Source organism: Streptomyces sp. CB02414, from assembly GCF_001905385.1.
Lineage (GTDB): Bacteria > Actinomycetota > Actinomycetes > Streptomycetales > Streptomycetaceae > Streptomyces.
On the sequence record NZ_LIPF01000004.1, the window covers coordinates 115,164 to 136,665 of the forward strand.

The 21,502-nt window shown below is 73.0% G+C and carries 12 protein-coding genes and 2 pseudogenes; 11 read left to right on the forward strand and 3 right to left on the reverse strand.

Features of this window, described 5'->3' with window-relative positions; translation table 11 throughout:
• Positions 1 to 59 precede the first annotated feature (59 nt).
• The 3 genes from AMK11_RS14685 to AMK11_RS39215 all read left to right on the forward strand — a co-directional run bounded on the left by AMK11_RS14685 (position 60) and on the right by AMK11_RS39215 (position 12,888).
• Entirely contained in the window at positions 60 to 10,961 is a 10,902-nt protein-coding gene (locus AMK11_RS14685) for a non-ribosomal peptide synthetase (RefSeq protein WP_073727094.1), read from the forward strand.
• 6 nt (positions 10,962 to 10,967) lie between these two features.
• Complete coding sequence (locus AMK11_RS14690; RefSeq protein WP_073727096.1) at positions 10,968 to 12,668, forward strand: ABC transporter transmembrane domain-containing protein; 1,701 nt, start codon at positions 10,968 to 10,970, stop codon at positions 12,666 to 12,668.
• 142 nt (positions 12,669 to 12,810) lie between these two features.
• Positions 12,811 to 12,888, forward strand: coding sequence for a 50S ribosomal protein bL37 (locus AMK11_RS39215; protein ID WP_370443954.1), 78 nt, complete (start codon positions 12,811 to 12,813; stop codon positions 12,886 to 12,888).
• 80 nt (positions 12,889 to 12,968) lie between these two features.
• Here the strand turns inward: AMK11_RS39215 and AMK11_RS14695 are convergent, their stop codons facing one another.
• On the reverse strand, positions 12,969 to 14,078 hold the full coding sequence (locus AMK11_RS14695) for an alpha/beta fold hydrolase (protein WP_073727098.1): 1,110 nt from the start codon (positions 14,076 to 14,078) through the stop codon (positions 12,969 to 12,971).
• Positions 14,079 to 14,167: 89 nt separating this feature from the next.
• Between AMK11_RS14695 and AMK11_RS14700 the strand changes: the two genes are divergently transcribed.
• The 3 genes from AMK11_RS14700 (at position 14,168) to AMK11_RS14710 (ending at position 16,978) form a co-directional block, all read left to right on the forward strand.
• Positions 14,168 to 14,380 (forward strand): MbtH family protein, encoded by a 213-nt coding sequence (locus AMK11_RS14700; protein WP_073727100.1) that lies wholly within the window; start codon positions 14,168 to 14,170, stop codon positions 14,378 to 14,380.
• Positions 14,381 to 14,386: 6 nt separating this feature from the next.
• Positions 14,387 to 15,964, forward strand: a complete 1,578-nt coding sequence (locus tag AMK11_RS14705) for an amidohydrolase (RefSeq protein WP_073727102.1) — start codon at positions 14,387 to 14,389, stop codon at positions 15,962 to 15,964.
• A gap of 120 nt (positions 15,965 to 16,084) precedes the next feature.
• Entirely contained in the window at positions 16,085 to 16,978 is an 894-nt protein-coding gene (locus AMK11_RS14710) for an aminoglycoside phosphotransferase family protein (protein ID WP_079187437.1), read from the forward strand.
• Positions 16,979 to 17,035: 57 nt separating this feature from the next.
• On the opposite strand, the gene AMK11_RS14715 is transcribed toward AMK11_RS14710, so the two are convergent.
• Positions 17,036 to 17,662, reverse strand: a complete 627-nt coding sequence (locus AMK11_RS14715; RefSeq protein ID WP_073727106.1) for a dihydrofolate reductase family protein — start codon at positions 17,660 to 17,662, stop codon at positions 17,036 to 17,038.
• A gap of 344 nt (positions 17,663 to 18,006) precedes the next feature.
• Here AMK11_RS14715 and AMK11_RS14720 point away from each other — a divergent pair.
• From AMK11_RS14720 to AMK11_RS14735, 4 genes and pseudogenes are all read left to right on the forward strand, one after another.
• Positions 18,007 to 18,767: pseudogene (locus AMK11_RS14720) on the forward strand (PIG-L deacetylase family protein).
• Positions 18,768 to 18,855: 88 nt separating this feature from the next.
• A complete protein-coding gene (locus AMK11_RS38960) occupies positions 18,856 to 19,041 on the forward strand; it encodes a hypothetical protein (protein WP_274535673.1) in 186 nt (61 codons plus the stop codon).
• Positions 19,038 to 19,682 carry a hypothetical protein gene (locus AMK11_RS38500; protein WP_274535670.1) on the forward strand — a complete coding sequence of 215 codons (645 nt, stop codon included), beginning with the start codon at positions 19,038 to 19,040 and terminating at the stop codon, positions 19,680 to 19,682. The genes AMK11_RS38960 and AMK11_RS38500 overlap by 4 nt, the downstream gene beginning before the upstream one ends.
• Entirely contained in the window at positions 19,567 to 20,187 is a 621-nt protein-coding gene (locus AMK11_RS14735) for a DUF4328 domain-containing protein (RefSeq protein WP_241846970.1), read from the forward strand. Before AMK11_RS38500 ends, AMK11_RS14735 begins: the two co-directional genes overlap by 116 nt.
• Before the next feature lie 204 nt (positions 20,188 to 20,391).
• On the opposite strand, the pseudogene AMK11_RS38505 reads toward AMK11_RS14735, so the two are convergent.
• Positions 20,392 to 20,475 (reverse strand): annotated as a pseudogene (locus AMK11_RS38505) (diguanylate cyclase); the annotation flags it as partial.
• Positions 20,476 to 20,637: 162 nt separating this feature from the next.
• On the opposite strand from AMK11_RS38505, the gene AMK11_RS14745 reads away from it, so the two are divergent.
• Complete coding sequence (locus tag AMK11_RS14745) at positions 20,638 to 21,468, forward strand: alpha/beta fold hydrolase (protein ID WP_073727112.1); 831 nt, start codon at positions 20,638 to 20,640, stop codon at positions 21,466 to 21,468.
• The last annotated feature ends 34 nt before the right edge of the window (positions 21,469 to 21,502 follow it).

The window sequence follows — 21,502 nt, forward strand, 5'->3', positions numbered from 1 at the left end:
AGGTGACCCTAAGTCAGGCTAGCCTGCCTTCATTCCTTGGAAGGGGCGTTGAGTCTTCGATGATGGAACCGAGCGCTCGTCACATCCCGCTTTCCCCCGAGCAGCTGGCCGGCATCCGCCGCCGCACCGGCGACTTCTCCGACCGCACCATCGCCGAGGCCTGCGCCATCGGACTGTCGTACTGGGCCACCGGCCGCAGCCCCGACGGCATCGACCTCGCACCGGGCACCCTCTTTCCCGACGTACTCGGCTGGGTCGACAACGGCGGCTCCGCGAGCGGTGACGGGCCGGCCGGCGCGGACGGCCGGAGCGTCCCCCTGCCGGCGGGCGTCGCACCCGGCGACGCGCGGCTCGCCCTGGACGACCTCGCCGACTTCCCGGACCGGCCCGTCGGCACCATCGCACCGGCCGACGTGGCGACGCGGCGGGAGCAACTGGCCCGGTGGAACGACACCGGTGCCGACCGCGTCCGCCCGACCCTGGTGGAGATGTTCCGCGAGCAGGCGCGGACCCGGCCGGACGCCGTCGCCGTCGTCGACGAACGGCGGACGCTGACCTACCGCCAGACGGCCGAATTCTCTGCCCAGTTGGCCCACCACCTCGTGAAGCTGGGGCTCACCGACGAACAACTGGTCGGCATCTCCCTGGAGCGCTCCGCCGACATGGTCGTCGGACTGCTCGCCGTGCTCCAGGCCGGATGCGCCTTCGTGCCGCTCGACCCGCACTGGCCGGCCGAGCGCCGGGCCGTGGTCATCGAGGACGCCGGGGTCGTCGTACAGCTCAACGCCTCGGGGGAGCACCCGGCCGGCGAACCGGCCGCGGTCGCCGTGGACCTGGCGGACTGGCGCCACGGCGCACTCCCCGGCCAGGCCCCCGAAGTCACCGTCCCCGGCGACGCCCTGGCCTACGTGATCTTCACCTCCGGCTCGACCGGACGCCCCAAGGGCGCCATGATCCGGCACGAGGCCATCAGCGAGCGCCTGCTGTGGCAGGTCCACCAGATCCTGGGCTTCGGCCCCGACGACGCCTCGCTGTTCAAGGCGCCGCTGTCCTTCGACATCTCCGTCAACGAGATCTTCCTGCCGCTGGTCTGCGGCGGCCGACTGGTCGTCCTGCGCCCCGGCGGCGAGCGCGACCCGCACCACCTGCTGGGCGTCATCGCCGAGCAGCGCGTCACCTTCACCTACCTCGTGTCGTCCATGCTCGACGTACTGCTGGAGATCGCGGGCGGCTCCGGGCGCCTCGACAGTCTGCGGCACGTCTGGTGCGGCGGCGAGGTGCTGACCCCGGAGCTCTACGAACGGTTCCGCACCCGGCTCGGCATCCCCATGTACCACGGCTACGGGCCCGCCGAGACGACCATCGGCGTCTCCCACGTCGTCTACCGGGGCGCGGCCGAACGCCTGACGACGTCGATCGGCAAGGCCAACCCGAACACCCGGCTGTACGTGCTCGACGACGAACTGCGCCCGGTCCCGGTCGGGGTCGGCGGCGAACTGTACGTCGGCGGCTTCCTCCTGGGCCGCGGATACGTGAACGCGCCGGGCCTGACGGCGTCCCGGTTCGTGGCGAACCCCTTCGCCGACGACGGTTCCCGGCTCTACCGGACCGGCGACCTCGCCCGCTACAACCCCGACGGCTCACTGGACTTCCTCGGCCGGGCCGACAACCAGATCAAGATCCGCGGGATGCGGCTGGAGATCGAGGACGTGGAGACCGGACTCGCCGAGCACCCCGGCGTCCGGCACACCTGCGTCGTCGCCAAGAAGAACGCCGCAGGCGGCACCTACCTGGTGGGCTACGTGATCCCGGCCGCAGGGAACGAGACGCTGCGGGCCGCCGACGTCAGGGCCTGGGCCGGCGAGCACATGGTCGAGTACATGGTGCCCGCCCACGTCGTCGTCCTGGCGGAGTTCCCGCTCACCGCGAACGGCAAGCTCGACCGGCACGCGCTGCCCGAACCCGAGCTCACGACGGCCTCGGCCGTGCCGCCGACGACGGAGAAGGAACGCGCGGTGTGCGCGGCGGTCTCGGCGCTGCTGCGACTGGACCGGGTCGGCGTCGACCAGGACTTCTTCCAGCTCGGCGGAGACAGCATCCTCGCGATCTCCCTGCTCGGCGCCCTGCGCGAGGCGGGACTCCACGTCACGGCAGGGCAGATCCTCACCCACAGCACCCTGGGGGCGCTCGCGGCGGTGGCGAGCGGCGAGGACACCGCCGTCGTGGACCACCGCGACGTGGCGACCGGTCCCGTGGTCGGTTCCCCCGTCGTGCAGTGGCTCGGCGAGACCACGGACGCCATCGACGGCTTCGTGCAGTCGGTGGTCCTCACCACCCCGGTGGAACTGACCGCCGACGCCCTCGACGCCATGCTCGCCGCCCTCGTCGCGCGGCACGCCATGCTGCGCGCCCGGCTGGTGCGCGGCGAACGCTGGAGCTTCGACATCCCGGAGGCGGACGGCTCCACGCCCCGGTGGCGGGAGAGCGACCGGCCGCTCGACGCCTGCCTGGCTCTTGCCACGGCCGGGCTGGACCCGGACCACGGCGCCATGCTGAGCGCCGTGTGGAACCGGGACGCCCGCCGGCTCGTCCTGGTCGCCCACCACGTCGTGATCGACGGCGTCTCCTGGCGGATCCTGATGGAGGACCTGGCCACCGCGTGGCGCCAGTACGCCTCCGGAGCGCCGGTCGAACTGCCTCCGGCCGGCACGTCGTTCCGCCGCTGGACCCAACTGCTGGAACGCGCGGCGTTCGACGCGGACGGCACCTACTACCGCCGGCCTCTGCCGGGCCCGGACCGGCCGCTGGGCAGGCGGGCGCTGAACGAGTCGGACACCGTCGCCCGGGAACGGCTGCGCACCGTCTCGGTGGACCCCGGGGTCACGGCCGCGCTGCTGGGCGAGACCCCCGCGAAGTTCCACGCGGGCGTCAACGACATCCTGCTGACCGCGCTCGCCGTCGCCCTCGCCCGCCGGCGCCGCGACCTCGGACAGGACCAGACCTTCGCCCACATCGAACTCGAAGGCCACGGCCGCGAGCCGCGGTTCGTGGCGCCCACGGCCGGCTTCGAGCCCGAACTGTCCAGGACCGTCGGCTGGTTCACCACCCTCTTCCCGGTGACCGTGGACCCCGGACCGGCCGCCGACCCCACCACCCCCGAGTACCTGGCGGCCGCGCTCAAGGCCGTCAAGGAAGACCTCGCCGGGGTCCCGGACAACGGCGTCTCCTACGGCGCCCTGCGCCACCTCGCCGACAGCGAGTTCGACGCCCCGGCACCCCAGGTGCTCTTCAACTACCTGGGCCGCTTCGAGGCGGGCGCGCCCGGCGACTGGCAACTCTCCGGCACCACCGGGCAGCTGGGCGAACGCCGGGACCCGAGGATGCGTCTGCCGCGGCTCCTGGAGTTCAACGCGATCGCCGAACCCGACCCGGCCGGCGGGTACCGGCTCGCCACCACCCTCTCCTGGCCCGACGGAACGTTCACCGACGAGGACATCGACACCCTCGGCGCCTACTACCTCCAGGCCCTGACCGGGCTGGCCGCCCTCGAACACGGCGGCCACTCGCCCAGCGACTTCGCCCCGCTGACGCTCACCCAGTCCGACGTCGACGCCCTGGACGGCCCGGCGCTTCGGGACATCCTGCCGCTGACCCCGCTCCAGGAGGGCCTGTACTTCCACTCCGTCTACGACGAGGACTCCACCGGTAGCTACGTGGAGCAGCAACTGCTCACCCTGGAGGGCGAGGTGGACGCCGACCGGCTGGCCGCGGCGGCCACCCGCCTGCTCACGCTCCACCCGAACCTCGCCGCCAGGTTCGTGCCCCTCGCCGACGGCCGGGTGGTCTCCGTACTGGAGGGCGGTGCCGAGGCACCCTTCACCACCCTGGACCGCCCCGGCATCACCGACGACGAGATCCGCGACCTGGCCGAGCGGGACCGCCGCGCCGGCTTCGACCTGGCCACCGGCCCGCTGATGCGCTGCACGCTCGTCCGCGGGGGCACCGGCCGGAACGTCCTCGTGCAGACCGTCCACCACATCGTCGCCGACGGCTGGTCGGTGATGCCGATGCTCCGCACCCTGCTGGCCGAGTACCACGCGCCGGGGACGGTGTACCCGCTCGGCGGCTTCCCCGACCACGTACGCCGGCTCGCGCGGGGCGACGACGGGCTCGGTGACCGGGTGTGGGGCGAACAGCTCGCCGGACTCGCCGGCCCCTCACTGGTCGCCGAGGGACACACCCCGTCCGACCGGTTCGCCGACACGGCGGTGGAACCGGCGGACGACATCGACGCGGCAGCCCGGTCGGCCGGCGTACCGCTGAGCGTGGCCGTGCACAGTGCCTGGGCGGTGACGCTGGGCGGCATCCTGCGCCGCACCGACGTGGTGTTCGGCTCCACGGTGTCCGGACGGGACGCCGACGTGCCCGGCGTCGAGGACATGGTGGGTCTGTTCATCAACACCATCCCCCTGCGCGCCCGGTGGTCCGCCGACACCAGCGCCCGTGAACTGCTCGCCTCGGTCCGTGGGCACCAGAGCGCGGTACTGCCTCACCAGCACGTCTCACTGTCCGCACTCGCCCGCGCGGCCGGCACCGGCACCCTCTTCGACACCCTGGTGGTCTTCGACGTCGCGCCCGACGTCGAGGCTCTGCGGCGGCCGGACGACACGCTGGTCATCACCGGCATCACGAACGAGGGCGCACCCCACTACCCGTTGACGCTGGTGGCGGAACGCACGGCCGACGGCCGTCCGCGCTTCAACCTGATCTACGACGGCGAACTGCTGCGGGAGACGAGTGCCCGGGGACTCCTGCGCACCTTCGTCCGGACCCTCACCGGCCTGCTCACCCGGCCGGACGCCCCGGTCGGCGACGTGGCCTCCGAGGGGACCCGACTCCCCGAACCGGTCGTCCGGACCACCCTGGCCGGGCTCTTCGACGCCGCCGTGCGCCGCGATCCCGCCGCCGTCGCCGTCACCCAGTGCGCTCTCGACGGGGCCAGGCGGTCCCTGACCTACGGCGAACTGGCCACCGCGTCAGCCGCGTCGGCCTCGGCACTGCGCGCGGCCGGTGCCGGACCGGGCCGACTGGTCGCCGTCGCCGTCCCACCCTCCGTCGAACAGGTCGTCGCCCTGGTCGCGACCGTCAGCGCGGGCGCCGCGTACGTGCCGCTCGACCTGTCCTACCCCGACGACCGCCTGGAGTACGTCCTCGCCGACGCGTCCCCGCAGGTCGTCCTGGTCGACGCGGAGCGGCACGACCGAATCAGTCGGCTGCTGTCCCGGGCGGGTGTACGGGCGCGGATACTCGTCCAAGGGGACGAGCCGCCGGGGGGCGTCACCGGCCAGGACACCGGACCGGGGTGGCACGACCCCGCGTACGTGATCTACACCTCCGGATCGACCGGTCGGCCCAAGGGCGTCGTCGTCCCGCACTCCAGCGTGGTGACACTGCTCGCCAACACCCGGCGCGACATGGCCTTCGGCCCGGACGACGTCTGGGTCCAGTTCCACTCCTTCTCCTTCGACTTCGCGGTCTGGGAGCTGTGGGGCGCGCTGGCGCACGGCGGGGAACTGCTCGTACCGGAGTACGGCCTGACCCGTTCCCCGGTCGACTTCCACCGCCTGGTCCGCGAACGGGGGGTGACCGTGCTCAACCAGACGCCGTCGGCGTTCTACCGGTTCATGGAGGCCGACCGGCAGGCCGGCGAACCGCTGCCCGCCCTGCGCCGCGTCGTTTTCGGAGGCGAGGCACTGGACCTCGGGCGGCTGCGTGACTGGGCCGCCCGGCACGGCACCGCCTCGCCCGAACTGGTCAACATGTACGGCATCACCGAGACCACCGTCCACGTCACCCATCGAGTGCTCACCGATGCGGACTTCACCACCGGCGACGACGTCAGCCCGATCGGCGGCCCGCTGCCCGGCCTGGTCACCCACCTGCTCGACGACCGGCTCCGCCCGGTCCCGCCGGGGGAGGAGGGCGCCATCTACGTCGCCGGTGACCAGCTGTCGCTCGGCTACCTGGGACGGCCCGGACTCACCGCGGGCCGATTCGTGGCGAACCCGTTCACGGGCGACGGCTCCCGCATGTACCACACCGGCGACCTCGCCCGCCGCACGCTCGACGGCGAGCTGGAGTTCACGGGCCGCGCCGACGACCAGGTCCAGCTGAAGGGGTTCCGCATCGAACTCGGCGAGGTGGAGTCCGCGATCAGGGAGATCGACGGCGTGGCCGACGTGGCCGTCACCGTCGCGGCCAGCGGCGACCACCTCGTCGCGCACGTCGTGGGCCGGGCGCCCGGCGACCTCACCGGCGCCCTGTCGGCCAAGCTGCCCGCGTACATGGTGCCGGGCCGGGTGCTGCCCCTGGACGCCCTGCCGCTGACGGTCAACGGCAAACTGGACCGGAAGGCACTGACCGAGCGCGCGGCACGGGAACACCCTGACGGCGTGCCGCCAGACGCGGACGGCGGCCAGGACGGTGCCGGACTCGACGCCCTGGTGGAGATCTTCACCGACACCCTGCCCGGCGTACCCGTCGACGCCGACACCGACTTCTTCCGCGCCGGAGGCGACAGCATCGTCGCCATCACCGTGGTGAACCGGGCCCGTGCCCTCGGCCTGCCGGTCGCCCCGAAGGACGTGTTCCTGCGCAAGACCCCGCGCGCGCTCGCCGCACACCTGGCGGCGGAGGGAGCCGAGGTTGCGCAGGCGGCACCCGTCCGCCACGAGGACGGCCCGCTGCCGCCCACCCCCATCGTCCTGCGCCAGCGGGAACTGGGCGGTTCACTGGCCCGGTTCGCCCAGGCCAGGGCAGTACCGGCGCCCGAGGGAACCAGGTTCGCCGATGCCGAACGCGCCGCCCGCGCCGTCGTCGCCGTCCATCCGGTCCTGCGGCTGCGGCTGCGCGTCGACCACGGGGTGTGGTCCCTGCGCACCGGACCCGCCCGCCAGGTCACCGTCGAGCGGGCGGACTCGGACGCGACCACCGCGGCGAACGAAGCCGCAGGACGGCTCGACCCCGAATCCGGACACGTCGTCGCGTTCTCCTGGCTGGAGACGAGCCGGACTCTGGTGGTCACCGTCCACCACCTCGCCGTCGACTCGGTGTCCTGGCTGATCCTGCTGGACGACCTGACCACCGCCATGCGCGGAGCGCCCCTGCCCCCGCCGACCACCCCCTACGCCGAGTACGCCGAGGCACTCGCCTCGCGGCCCGTCCGTGAGGCCGACACCCTGGACGGCTGGATCACCACGCTCCAGGCGCCCGCCCCGCTCCCCACCGGCGGCGCACGGCGCGAGACCACGGTCGTGCTCGCCCCCGACGTGAGCGAACGCCTGACGCGCACCGCACCGGCCGCGCTCGGCATCGACGTCACCGAACTGCTCTGCGGTGCCCTGCGTGCCGCACTCACCCGCGTCCAGCCCGAGCCCACCGAGCTCGCGATCGACCTGGAGCGGCACGGCCGGGTGCCCGCCCTCCCGCACCACGACTACACCCGCACCGTCGGCTGGTTCACCGCCGTCGCGCCCGTGCGGCTGACCGCGCACACCGACCCCGTGGCGGCCGCGAAGGAGGCCGACGCACGCCGCCCCGACGACGACGCGCACGTCGCCTACGGCCGGCTCAGGTACCTCGACCCGCAGACGGCCCCGCTGCTGACCGCACGCCCCCAGGTGCTCCTCAACTACCTGGGCCGGGGGAGCGAATCCCGCGCGCTGCCCGTCACCTCCGGAGACCAGGGCAGCCCGTACGCGGTCGAGGTCAACGCCTGGACCGACGAGGCCACCGGCAGCCTGCACGCGGCCTTCATCCTCGCCGAGGGCGTCCCCGGCGAGATCACCGGGCACTGGCACGACGCACTGGCCCGCATCGCGGACGCCGCGGCGACGGCCGAGCGCACGGCACCGGTCACCCCGCTCCAGCGCGGCCTGTACTTCCAGGCCCAGCTGACGGGCCCGGCCGGACACTACGTCGCGCAGAGCTGGTTCACCTTCGACCGGCGTCTCGACGCGGGCGCGCTGGCCGACGCGATGGCGTACGTGATGGCGCGGCACCCCGTCGCGGGCGCCGGGTTCACCACCGACGCGGACGGAAACCCGGTACAGGTACTCTCGGCGGGCCGACGGGTCGATGTCACCACGGTCGAGGCGGCGACCGACGCGGAGGTGGAGGCCCTGCGGGCCGGGGACCGGAGCACCGGCTTCGACCCGGCGGAGCCACCGCTGATCCGGCTCACCGTGGTGCGCCTGCCCGGCGACCGCGACGGGCTGCTCCTCAGCTACCACCTGCTGCTGTGGGACGGCTGGTCCCGCGAGATCGTGCTGCGGGACCTGTTCGGCGCCTACCGGGCCGTCCTGGCGGGGAAGCCACCGGCCCCGGTCCCGGCCACACCGGGCTTCGAGGACCACGCCCGGTCACTCGCCGCCAAGGGCCCCACCGTCGCGGAACGCTTCTGGGCCGGGCACCTGTCCGGCCTGTCCGGACCGACGCTGCTGGCCGGACCCGCCCCCGACCTCCCCGACGACCTGCCGCGCGCCCTCGTACACACGCTCTCCGCCGAGCGTTCCGACCGGCTGCGGGCGGCCGCCAGGACCCACGGCGTCACCCTCAACTCGGTACTGACCGGCGCCTTCGGCCTGCTGCTGGGCGCCCGTACGGGCCGGGAGGACGCCGTGTTCGGCGTGACAGTCTCCGGCCGGGAGGGCGAGGGACTGTCCGGCGTCGTCGGCGTCCTGCTCAACACCGTGCCCACGTGGACGCGGCCACGGCCGGGCGACACGGTGCGCGAGTACCTCACGGCCGTGCAGACGGCCCGCACCGAGGCGATGGAGCACGAGCACCTCGGGCTCGGGGAGATCCAGCGGGCCAGCGGACACGACACCCTCTTCGACAACCTGTTCGTGCTGCAGAACTTCCTCGACCTGGACGCCCTCGCCGAGATGAACGCCGAGCACGGCATCACCTCGGTACGCGCCGACGACTCCACGCACTACCCGTTCACCTGGGTCGTCACCCCCGGCGACCGGCTCACCGTCAAACTGGAGTACCGCGACCAGGACACCGACCGAGCCCGCCGCCTGCTCGACGACTACCTGCGCGTACTCGACGACCTGACACGGTCGGCCGGACCTGTCGGCGCACTGCCGGGGGTGGGACCCGAGCCGGTTCCCGCCCGCCGCACGGACGTCGGCACGGACACCGTCGTCGACCGCTTCGACCTGGCCGCGGACCGCGACCCGGAACGGGTGGCGCTCGTCGCCCACGGTGCGGCCATGTCCTTCGCCGAGCTCAGGGACCGCAGCCGCGAAGTGGCCGGTGTGCTCGCCCGGCGCGGCATCGGTCCCGAGACGACGGTGGGCATCGCGGTCCCGCGCTCCCTCGACTCGATCGTGGCGCTCTTCGCCGTGCTGCGCGTCGGCGCCGCGTACGTGCCCCTGGAACTGGACCACCCCGACGAGCGGATCGCCGCGATCGTCGCCGACGCCCGCCCGGAGGTGATCCTCACGGTCAGCGCCGTGTCGCCCCGCCTGACCGGCGACCTGATCGAGCTGGACCGCCCGCTGCCCGAGGCCGAACCGTTCGCGACGTTCGACCCCGACGACCCCGGCCGGCTGCGGCACCCCGCGTACACGATCTACACCTCCGGTTCGACCGGAAAGCCCAAGGGCGTGGTGACCGAGTACGCCGGACTCACCAACATGCTGGTCAACCACCAGCGGCGGATCTTCGGACCGGTGCTGGCCGAGCACGGGCACCGGGTCTTCCGGATCGCGCACACGGTGTCGTTCGCGTTCGACATGTCGTGGGAGGAGCTGCTGTGGCTCGCCGACGGCCACGAGGTGCACATCTGCGACGAGGAACTGCGCCGCGACGCGCCCCGGCTGGTCGCCTACTGCCTGGAGCACGGCATCGACGTCGTGAACGTGACACCGACCTACGCGCAGCAACTGGCCGCCGAGGGCCTCCTCGACGACCCGGCGCGCAGGCCCGCGCTGGTGCTGCTCGGCGGCGAGGCCGTCACCCCGGCCCTGTGGCAGCGGCTCGCGGACACGGAGGGAACGGCCGGCTACAACCTGTACGGGCCTACCGAGTACACCATCAACACCCTCGGCGTCGGCACCTTCGAGTGCCCCGACCCGGTGGTCGGGGTGCCGATCGACAACACCGACGTGTACGTCCTGGACCCGTGGCTGCGACCGCTGCCGGACGGCGTGCCCGGCGAGCTGTACGTCTCAGGCATCGGCATCGCGCGCGGCTACCTCGGGCAGCCCGCGCAGACCGCGCACCGCTTCGTCGCCTGCCCCTTCGGCGCGCCCGGCGAGCGCATGTACCGCACCGGGGACCTCGTGACGCGGCGGCCCGACGGCAACCTGACGTACCTGGGCCGCACCGACCAGCAGGTCAAGATCCGGGGCCACCGGGTCGAACTCGGCGAGGTCGAAGCCGTGTTCGCGGCGCACCCGGCGGTGCGGTTCGTCGCCGTGGTCGCCCAGCCCGACCCGCAGGTCGACGGCGCGTACCGGCTGGCCGCCTACCTCGTGCTGGACGGCGCCGACCTGGCGGAGGTCGCCTCAGCGGTGGGCGCCGGGCTGCCGGACTTCCTGCGCCCGACGCACTACGCGCAGGTCGACGCCATCCCGCTGACCGTGAACGGGAAGGCCGACACCAAGGCGCTGCCCGAGGCCAAACCGCTGGGTGCGCTGACCACGGCGGGGGAGCGGGGTCCGGTGACGGAGACCGAGACCGCGGTGTGCGCGTTCTTCGCCGAGGCACTGGACCTGGACGACGACGAGGTGAGCGCGGTGAGCGACTTCGTGTCCCTCGGCGGACACTCCATGCTGGCGGTGCGGCTGACGGGGCTGCTCCGCCGGGAGTACGGTCCGGTGATCACCATCCGCGACCTGTTGGCCCTGCGAACCCCGGAAGCGATCGCCCGCCACCTCGACGACCACTGACACGAGATGACCACTGCTGACACGAAGCGGCCCCGACCGGGGTCCGACATCCTGCGGACCGCGTTGCGCCGCAATGTGGGAGCCATGGCCGGGGGCACGTTCCTCATGGGCCTGTACCAGGCCGGTGAGACGGCCTTCCCCATCGCCCTCGGCCTGATCGTCGAACACACGATGCGCGACCGGAGCCCCGGCTCGCTCGGCGTGTCGATCGCCGCCCTCGCGGTGATCATCACGACCGTGTCGCTGTCGTGGCGGTTCGGCATGCGCGTATTGCAGAAGGCCAACACCACCGAGGCCCACCGCTGGCGCGTGCGGGTGGCGGAGTGCGGACTCCAGCCGGTGGCCAGGGACGTCGACCTCAAGTCCGGCGAGGTCCTGACCATCGCCACCGAGGACGCCGACCAGACCGCCGACATCATCGAGGTGGTGCCGCTGCTGATCAGCTCGCTGGTCGCGGTGCTGATCGCGGCCGTCGCCCTGGGCCTCGCCGACCTGCGGCTCGGGGTGCTCGTGATCGCGGGGACGGTCGCCATCCTGACGGTCCTGAGCGTGATGTCCGGACGGATCGGCTCCAGTACCCAGGAGCAGCAGGCCCGGGTGGCGCGGGCGGGCGCCAAGGTCGCCGATCTGATCATCGGCCTGCGTCCGCTGCACGGCTTCGGCGGCAACCACGCGGCGTTCCGGTCCTACCGGCGGGTCAGCACGGAGGCGAAGCGGCAGGCCGTCACCGTCGCGAAGGTGAACGGCGTGTACGCGGGCACCGCGCTGGCCCTCAACGCCGTCCTCGCCGCCGCCGTGACGCTCACGGCCGGGTGGCTGGCGTTCGAGGGCCGGATCAACATCGGTGAACTCGTCATGGCGGTGGGGCTCGCGCAGTTCATCATGGAGCCGCTCAAGCTCTTCTCCGAGATGCCGAAGTACGTGATGATCGCGCGCGCCTCCGCCGAACGGATGGCGCTGGTGCTGAACGCGCCGCCGGTGACGACCCCGGGGACCGAGCGGCCGGCCGCGGGCGGCGGGCTGGAGGTCGACTGCGTGCGCCACGGCGCCCTGCGTGAGCTGAAGTTCCACGTCGCGGCCGGGGAGTTCGTGGCGATCGCCGCCTACCAGCCGCGCGCCGCCGCCGACCTCGCGGCGGTGCTCGCCCTGCGGGTGCCGCCCGACGCCTACGAGGGGGCGGTGCGCGTCTCGGGCCGTGACCTCGCGGACCTGCCGGTTGCGGCGGTCCGCGCGCAGCTGCTGGTCAACCCGTACGACGGGGAGATCTTCGCCGGCACCCTGCGCACCAACATCGACCCGTCGGGCACCAGCCGTACGGTCCCGGAGGCCGTCGAGGCGTCCATGCTGACCGACGTGGTAGCCCTGCACCGCGACGGCCTCGACCACCCCGTCCGCGACCGGGGCGCGAACCTGTCCGGCGGCCAGCGCCAGCGTCTCTCCCTGGCCCGCGCCCTCGCCGCCGACGCCGACGTCCTCGTGCTGCGCGACCCGACGACGGCCGTCGACGCGGTCACCGAGCAGCTCATCGCGCGCCATGTGGCCGAGCTGCGCCGGGGCCGCACCACCGTCGTGATCACCAGTAGTCCCGCACTGCTCGACGTCGCCGACCGGGTCCTCGTCCTGGACGACGGCGTCATCACCGCCGAGGACACGCACCGCAACCTCCTGGCCACCGACGAGGGCTACTGCCTGGCGGTGGCCCGGTGACCGCCGGGAGCGGTGACGCGCGCCACCTGTTTGCTTCCGTTTCGCGTGTTTGCGACAGCGTGGCCGGGAAAGGGGCTCTGTGATCACCGGTGGTGACAATCCGGTGCACACTGTCCGGAAATATGAGAAACAGGAGGTTTCGATGTCCTCGAAGCGACGTCGCAAGAAGAAGGCCCGCCGCAAGAACGGCGCCAACCACGGCAGCCGTCCGCAGAGCTGAGGACGGCACGAAGCACCGGGTGGGTGGCCGACGCCACCCACCCCGGGCACCGCGCCCGCGACGGGGCCGCGGGGTCGCCGCTACCACCGGCGGCCGGATCCGGCGAGCGCCCAGGCGACGTCCCGCAGCAGCGCGTGCCGCCAGCCCGCCCGGTCGTGGCCCGATGCCGACCGCGCGACCCGCACCGTCGCACCAGCCTCCGCGGCCAGGCTCTCCACCAGCTCGCAGTGCGGAAGCATCCGCCGCTCGTGCTCCCCCACGTCGAAGGCGACCCGCAAGCCGGACAGATCCGGCCCCTCCCGCAGACGCTCGGCGAGAAACCCGCCGACCGGACCGCCCAACGGGTCCGCGAGCTCCGCCGAACCGGGCGTCCACCAGCACGACGCCGACTGGCAGGCGACCCGTGACACCAGATCCGGGAACCGCAGCGCCGCGTACAGGGCGCTCAGCCCGCCGAGGCTCTGCCCCGCGACCACCAGCCGCCCCGGATCCGCGGGCACCCCGGAATCCACCACCAGCGGCAGCAGCTCGTCCCGGACCGCCTCCCACAGCTCCGGACGGCACCCGAACTCCGCCGTCCGGTCCTTGGCCGGCAGGAAGACGAGGGTGACCGGCGGCATGTCACCGCCGGCGACCGCCGATTCGAACGCGGTCGTCGCCGGGTGCAGATGCAGCCAGTCGTCCCCGTCCAGCAGCAGAACCACCGGCCCACCGCCGCCCACCGGGTGGACCCGCACCGTGCGCCGCCCGCCGAGCAGCCCGCCGGTCCAGCGCAACCGGGTGCCGGGCAGAGGCAGTACGTCGTCGGCGCCGACGGCCGGCCAGTGCGGCTGGGCCGGTGCGTCGGGGGTCGCGGCGATGGACCGGTCACCGCCCGCGCCCAGCGGGTTCAGCGGGTCGGCGTACGCCGCGCCGCCCACGCGGAACCAGTACGTCACCCGCAGCCGTGCGGGCATCCGCACCTCGGCGTACCAGCAGTCCGTGGCACCCCACCGGCGCAGCTCCACCGGCTCCGACCAGCTCTCGAAGACGACGCTCGCCGCCTCGGAGCCGCGCCGCAGGAACAGCGTCGTCCAGCCGTCGCCGTCCGGTACCGCCACGGGCGCGCTCGCGGCCGCCCAGAACCCGTCGCCGCCCGGCGTGCCGCGCAACCCGTACGCGGTGAACGCCTCTTCCCCCACGAGCCTCATCGACGTCTCCTTGTGGAGCGGAAAGCGGGAAAGCTAAGCTCGATCTCGATTTAGGCGAGCCTAACCTAATGCATCGGGAGGCCCCGCGCATGAGCACCAACCCCTTCGACGACGCCGACGGCCGTTTCCTCGTCCTCGTCAACGACGAGGGCCAGCACTCGCTCTGGCCGTCCTTCGCCCAGGTGCCCGGCGGGTGGACGACCGTCTTCGGGGAGGACTCCCGCGACGCCTGCCTCGCCTACGTCGAGGCCAACTGGGCGGACCTGCGCCCCCGTTCCCTCCCCCGTGCCACCGAGGCCTGACGCACCGTGCTCGACACCCGGCTGACCAACGCCCGCTTCCTCACCATGGACCCCGGCCACCCCGTCGCACACGACGTCGGCGTCTGGCGGGGCCGGATAGTCGGGCTCGACGACGCGGTGACGTCCCTGCCCGCCCGCGAGGTCGTCGACCTCCAGGGCGCCACCGTACTGCCGGGCTTCATCGACGCCCACGTCCACCTGGCCTGGACCGGGTTCAAGCAGAGCACCCCGAGCATCGCCGGGTGCACGCGCGTCGACGACGTGCTCGCCCGCGTCGAGGAGGCCGTCACCCGCAAGGCTTCGCCCGGCACCTGGGTGAGCATCGCCGGATACGACCAGCGGGTGCTGGGCCGCCACCTGACCGCCGCCGAACTCGACAAGGTCAGCCACGGCCACAAGCTGTACGTGACGCACGACTCCGGACACGGCTGCGTCGTCAACTCCGCCGTCCTGGACCTGCTCCCCGCCGGCACCCCGCACGAGAACGGCTTCCTCGCCGAGGGCGCCATGGGTGCCGCCCGCGCGCTGCGACTGCCGTACGCCCAGGAGGAGCTGGCCGAGGCGATCGGGCGGGCCGCCCGCACCTGCCTGGCCGAGGGGGTCACCGCCTGCGCCGAAGCGGGGATCGGCGGCGCCCTCCTGGGACACAGCCCGGTCGAACTGGGCGCCTACCAACTCGCCCGCGACAAGGGCCTGCTGCCGCTGCGGGTGCGGCTCATGGTGGCCGCCGACACCCTGCACCCGGTCGCCGCCCACGAGAGCGACGGCATCCCCCGGGCGCTCGACCTGGGCCTGCGCACCGGCTTCGGCGACGACCGGCTGTCCGTCGGCGCGCTGAAGGTCTTCACCGACGGCGGCATGATGGCCCGCACCGCCGCACTCACCGCCCCGTACGAAGGGCTCGGCCACGCGGGACAGTTGCAGGACGATCCGGACGTCATCGCCGACACCATCGTGGACGGTCACCTCGCCGGCTGGCAGCTCGCCGTGCACGCGATCGGCGACCGTGCCGCCGACGTGGCCCTCGACGCCCTCGAACGCGCCCAGCGGCTGCGCCCGCGCCCCGACGCCCGGCACCGCGTCGAGCACGCCGGCCTGATCCGCCCCGACCAGCTCCCGCGCTTCGCACGGCTCGGCGTCAGCGCGGTCGTGCAGCCGAACTTCCTGCGGTACTTCGGCGACGACTACGCCGCGATCATGGGCGAGGAGCGCGCCCCCTGGCTCTACCGCGGCAGGGCCTTCCTGGACCACGGCGTCCCCCTGGTGGGCAGCTCCGACCGCCCCGTCACCGACGGATCGCCGCTGCGCGCCGTCCAGTTCATGGTCGAGCGCGCCTCCGAGTCCGGCCTGACCATCGGCCCCGACGAGGGGGTCACCGCCGACGAGGCCCTGCACGCCTACACGGTCGCCGCCGCCCACGCCTGCCACTGGGAGGACGACCTGGGCAGCCTGACCCCGGGTAAGCGGGCCGACCTGGTGGTGCTCGGCGACGACCCCCGGCGGGTCGACACCTCGCGCATCGGCGACATCGAGGTCGTGGAGACGTACGTGGACGGCCTCCCGACCGGACGCCCGGCCGCGTGAGCCCGCCACTCCCGCACGAGACGCGTCGGAGAAATCCGGTCGACACGGCGACGGGCGACGCCGTTCCATGGCCCTGACCGCCCGCCGCACGCAGCGGGCCGACGTCAGGAGACGTCCTTGGTGACCGGGAGCGCTCCGGACCGCCCCTCGATCGACACCGCACTGGTGAGACGCCTGGTGGACAGCCAGTTCCCGCAGTGGGCGGAACTGCCGCTGGAACGGTTCGAACCGGCCGGCTCGGACCACGTGATCCACCGGCTCGGTGAAGACCTCGCCGTCCGGCTGCCCTGCCACGCGGGTGCCCTCGGGCAGGCAAGCAAGGACTCCGAGTGGCTGCCCCGGCTCGCCCCGCACCTGCCTCTGGCGGTCCCGGTCCCCGTGGCGGTGGGAGAACCCGGCTTCGGCTATCCGTGGGCCTGGGCGGTCACCCGCTGGCTGGACGGTGAGGCGGCCACGGTCCGGACCCTGGGCGACTCCTGCGAGGCCGCCGTCGAACTGGCCGGATTCCTGAGCGCACTACAACGGTTCGCGCCCGGGGAGACCGCGTCACTGGGAGCCCGCCGGGACCTCACCGGCTCACCGCTGGCCGACCGGGACCGGGCGACGCGCGCCGCCATCGCGCAGGTCGACGGCGTGTTCGACGCCGCCGCCATGACCGCACTGTGGGACGAGGCGCTGAACGCCCCGGACTGGGACCGTCCTCCGGTCTGGTTCCACGGCGACTTCCACACGGGCAACCTGCTGACCGTCGGCGGCCGCCTCAGCGCGGTCATCGACTTCGGCGAACTCGGCATCGGCGACCCCGCCCGTGACCTGACCATCGCCTTCACCCTGATGTCCGCCGCGCCGCGAGCCGCCTTCCGCGCCGCGCTCGGTGTGGACGACGCCACCTGGACCCGCGGGCGCGGCTGGGCCCTCGCGACGGGCCTCAACGCCTACACGGCCTACGCCGCCGTCAGCCCGAGGGTCGCGGCACAGACCACCCGGCAGATCACCCAGGCCCTCACGGGCTGAACGGCCGACGATCCGCGCGGACGGCCCTCGCCTCGCCCGGTCACCGGACCGCGGCCCTCAGGCCACGCCCCGGACGCGATAGGTGACGTGCGTGACCAGGCTCGCCGACCGCGACGACACCTGCTCCAGCCGCAAGGGCGGTACGCCGTCGAACAGCCGGGTGCCCGCGCCGAGCGCCACCGGCGCGATGTGCAGGCGCAGTTCGTCGATCAGGCCGGCGGCGAGGTACTGGTTCACGGTGGTGGCGCCGCCCTGGACCTGTACGTCGCCGTCGCCGGCCGCCTCGCGGGCCCGCGCCAGCGCCGACGCGATCCCGTCGGTGACGAAGTGGAACGTGGTGCCGCCCTCCATCGGCCGCGGCTCGCGCGCGTGATGGGTGAGCACGAACACCGGGGCGTGGAACGGAGGATCGTCGCCCCACCAGCCGTTCCAGGGCCGGTCCCACGCGCCGCGCACCGGGCCGAACATGTTGCGACCCATGATGAACGCCTTCGCGGCGGCCAACTGCTCGAGCTCGGCGCGGTTCTCGTCGGGGGTGTCGAACATCCAGGCGTGCAGTCCGGCCCCCGAGCCGTCACCGCCGTCGTCGCCGAAGGGGCGGTCCTGCGTCTGGTTGAGCCCGGCCGAGAACCCGTCGACCGAGATCGTGATGTCGCCGATCACCCTGCCCGGTCGATCGGTCATCGCTACTCCTTCGCACCGAGAGCGGCGGCCTGCCGGGTGGACGGGCCGATGTCTCACATCCTCGTCCTCCGGCGGCGAGCTGTCGACTCGCCCGGCCGCCCAGTGGCGGCGGGGCGACGGGCTCCAGAGAGCCGGCCCGCGGGGACGGGACGTGGTCGGGGGCGGCGTGCGGCCCACACGGTACGTTCGATGCGCACGGCCGTCCGTCCGCGGTCAGACCGACGCCCCGAACCGGTCGGCGCGAAGATTCCGTGAGGCCGGGCCGCCGGCGTCCGTTCCCCTCCGGGCAGGTGACGCATACGATCTTCCCGGCCGATCCGGAGGTTCCGCCCATGCCCCTGCCCGTGCCCCCGCCGAGCCTGCTCGCAGTCTTCGCCCACCCGGACGACGAGTCGTTGTCGGCGGGCGGGGTGCTCGCCCGGCACGCCGCCGTGGGGGCCCGCACTGCGGTCGTCACGGCGACCTGGGCCGAGGACAGCCCGCGGGCCGCTGAGTTGGCCAAAGCCCTGCGGACGCTCGGCGCGCGGGCCCGCCGCGGATGCTCGGTTACGCCGACGCGCGCGTCCCGTCGTCGGCCCCGCGCATGCCGAGGTTCCGCGACGCGCCGCTCGACGAGGCGGTGCGGAAGCTGGTGGCGCACATCCGGGACTTCCGCCCGGAGATCGTCGTCACCCACGACGCGTACGGCGGGCTGACCGGCCACCCGGACCACCTGCGCACCCACCGGGTGGCCGTACTGGCGGTCCAGGCGGCAGGGCTCGACCTGTTCCACCCGGACGCCGGCGCCCCGTGGCGCCCCCGAGCCCTCTACCTCGTCACCCACCCGCACTCAGCCGTCCCGGCCCTATGCGAAGTGGTCGGGGCGCGCAAGGCGCGGTTCAGTGTCCCGGACGAGCACGTCACCGCGATCGTCGACGTCCGCCCCTGGCTGGACCGGAAGATCACCGCGGTACTGGCCCACCGCTCCGAAGCGGAGCGGGGCGCCCTGCCGGGCGTGATCGCCGGACTCGGGCACCGGGCCCGGGGGCAGCTGCTCGCGACGGAGTGGTTCATCCGGCACCCGCCCGTTCGCGTGGCCCCGGTCCAGAGCGAACTGACGGTCTGAGACCGCCGGACGCCCGGTCCAGGTCGAAAGTCGGTCTGGTGAGTCCGTCGTCCTCCTGGTCGTGGCCGTGGCTCTGGGAGTCGGGAACGTGGTCGAGCGGTCGGTCCTGCTCTTCCACGCGGTCAAGCTGGCCGGTGCCACCTACCTGATGTTTCTGGGTGCGAAGGCGGTGCGGGCGACTTGGCGGAGCCGGGCGGTGGGAACGGTGTCACCGCGGGGCCACCCGCCGGCGGCACCAGGGGTTCGGTCCGGACGGGGCTCGTGGTCGGGGTGACGAATCCGAAGAGCCTCGTCTTCCACACCGCGGTGCTGCCACAGTTCGTGGATCGCGAGGCCGGTCGTGTCGCAGCTCAGATACTCTTTCTCGGCCTGGCCGGCGCCCTGTTGCAGTTGCTCTTCGACGGGGTCTGGGGGCTGACCGTGTCGACCACGCGCGACTGGTTGGGCCGTTCTCCTCGCGGGACGGCACTGATCGGTGGCACCGGCGGCCTGGCCATGATCGGGCTCGGCGCTGGTATGGCCGTCACCGGGCGCCTCGACCAGGGACGACCGTACGGGGCGGCCGGGACGAGCTGCGGGGCCCGGCCGGCGGAATCGGCCCGCCGACATGGGATAAAGTCCCGAGGCCGATCGCGCACACGTGGTCGTCTGCCGCGCCGTCCTCGGACCGGTCGCCGCGCTCAACACCATCCCCGGGGGGCCCGACATGACGTATGCGTCCACACCCATGCCCAGTTCTCACCCGCCCGCGCCCGGCCCTGTGCTGCGCTCGCCCGTCGGCCTCGCGCAGGCCGTCACCGTGCTGCTCGGTGTCGTCATCGTCGCCGATCTGCTGATCGTCGCGGCATCGCTCAACATGCGGTCCCTGATGGGCAAGGTCGCCTCGGGCGGCGTGGTCGACTTCGACGAGGGTGAGGCGAACCGCGCCGACTACGCGATGGCCGGGTCGGCCATGCTGTACGTCATCGCCATGCTGGCGACGGCTGTGGTCTTCGTCATCTGGTTCCACCGGGTCCGACACAACGCGGAGGTCTTCGCGCCCGACACCCAGAGCAGGACCCCCGGCTGGGCGATCGCCTGCTGGTTCATCCCGATCGCCAACCTCTGGATCCCGCGCGGCATCGCCGCCGACGTGCTGCGGGCCGCCCAGCCCGACCCCTACGGCGGGGCCCCGCGGCACCGGGGACTCCTCAACGCCTGGTGGGGTGCCTGGGTCTGGGCCATGGTCTTCGACCGCTACGCGTCCAGGACGTACGACAAGGCCCAGGACGTCGACGCGATCCACGACGCGGCCGGACTGGTCATGGCCAGTGCCGGTTTCGACGCCCTGGCCGCGGTGCTCGCGATCCTCTTCGTGCGCCGGCTGACCGCCGCACAGCACGAGAAGGCCCTCGCGGGGCCGGCCGTGCCGGGGCACTGAGCCCTCCGCGGGGCCCGCGAGCCCGGCCCGGAGAATGCGCATGGCAACGGGGGCGGGCAACCGCACCGACCTGGACCTGTCCGTCGCGTTCTTCGACGCCGGCTTGTGCCGCCGCACGACCCTGGTGCACGGCCGGGACGCGGCGCCCCACTCCGGCGAAGGCGGTAGCCGAACTGGGGTGCGCCCGTAATGGGGGAGGACCGGCTACTCCGGCCAGGCCGATTTCTCGATGACGTCGACGAAGTCCGTACGCCGGAAGCCGGGCACGAAGTGCTCCAGCACGTCCGCTCCCTCTTCCGTGGGCCGCGGGCCCCGGACGCAATCTCCCGGTGAGACATACCGGACATGGGCGTAGGGTGGCTGGCGTGGATTCCGCCGGGGTTCCTGGTCGCGCAACCAGGTCCGCCGGCCGCTTCTGACAGATCCGACACAGACGCGGAAGGAACAGTGATGGGCAGGGTCACCACCTCCGACGGCACGAGCATCTTCTACAAGGACTGGGGGCCGCGTGACGGCCGGCCGGTCGTCTTCCACCACGGCTGGCCGCTCACCGCGGACGACTGGGACAACCAGATGCTGTTCTTCCTCTCCCAGGGTTTCCGCGTGATCGCCCACGACCGGCGCGGCCACGGGCGTTCGAGTCAGCCCTCGACGGGCCACGAGATGGACACCTACGCCGCCGACGTCGCGGCGCTGACCGACGCGCTGGACCTCCGGGGCGCCGTGCACATCGGGCATTCGACCGGCGGCGGCGAGGTCGCGCGCTACGTGGCACGTGCCGAGCCCGGCCGGGTGGCCAAGGCGGTGCTCGTCGGCGCCGTGCCACCGGTGATGGTCAAGTCCGAGACCAACCCCGGCGGCACCCCGATCGAGGTCTTCGACGGCTTCCGGACGGCTCTGGCCGCCAACCGCGCGCAGTTCTACATCGAGGTGCCCTCCGGCCCGTTCTACGGCTTCAACCGGGAGGGCGCGAAGGTCTCCCAAGGGCTCATCGACAACTGGTGGCGGCAGGGAATGACGGGCGCGGCCAACGCCCACTACGAGTGCATCAAGGCGTTCTCCGAGACCGATTTCACCGAGGACCTGAAGCGGATCGACGTCCCGGTGCTGGTCGCGCACGGCACGGACGACCAGGTCGTGCCGTACGAGGACGCGGCGCCGCTGTCGGTGAAGCTCCTCAAGAACGGCACGCTGAAGTCCTACGAGGGACTCCCGCACGGCATGCTCGCCACCCACCCCGAAGTGCTCAACCCGGACCTGCTGGACTTCGTGAAGTCCTAGTCCGGCTCTATCATCACTCCATGGATGTTGAAAG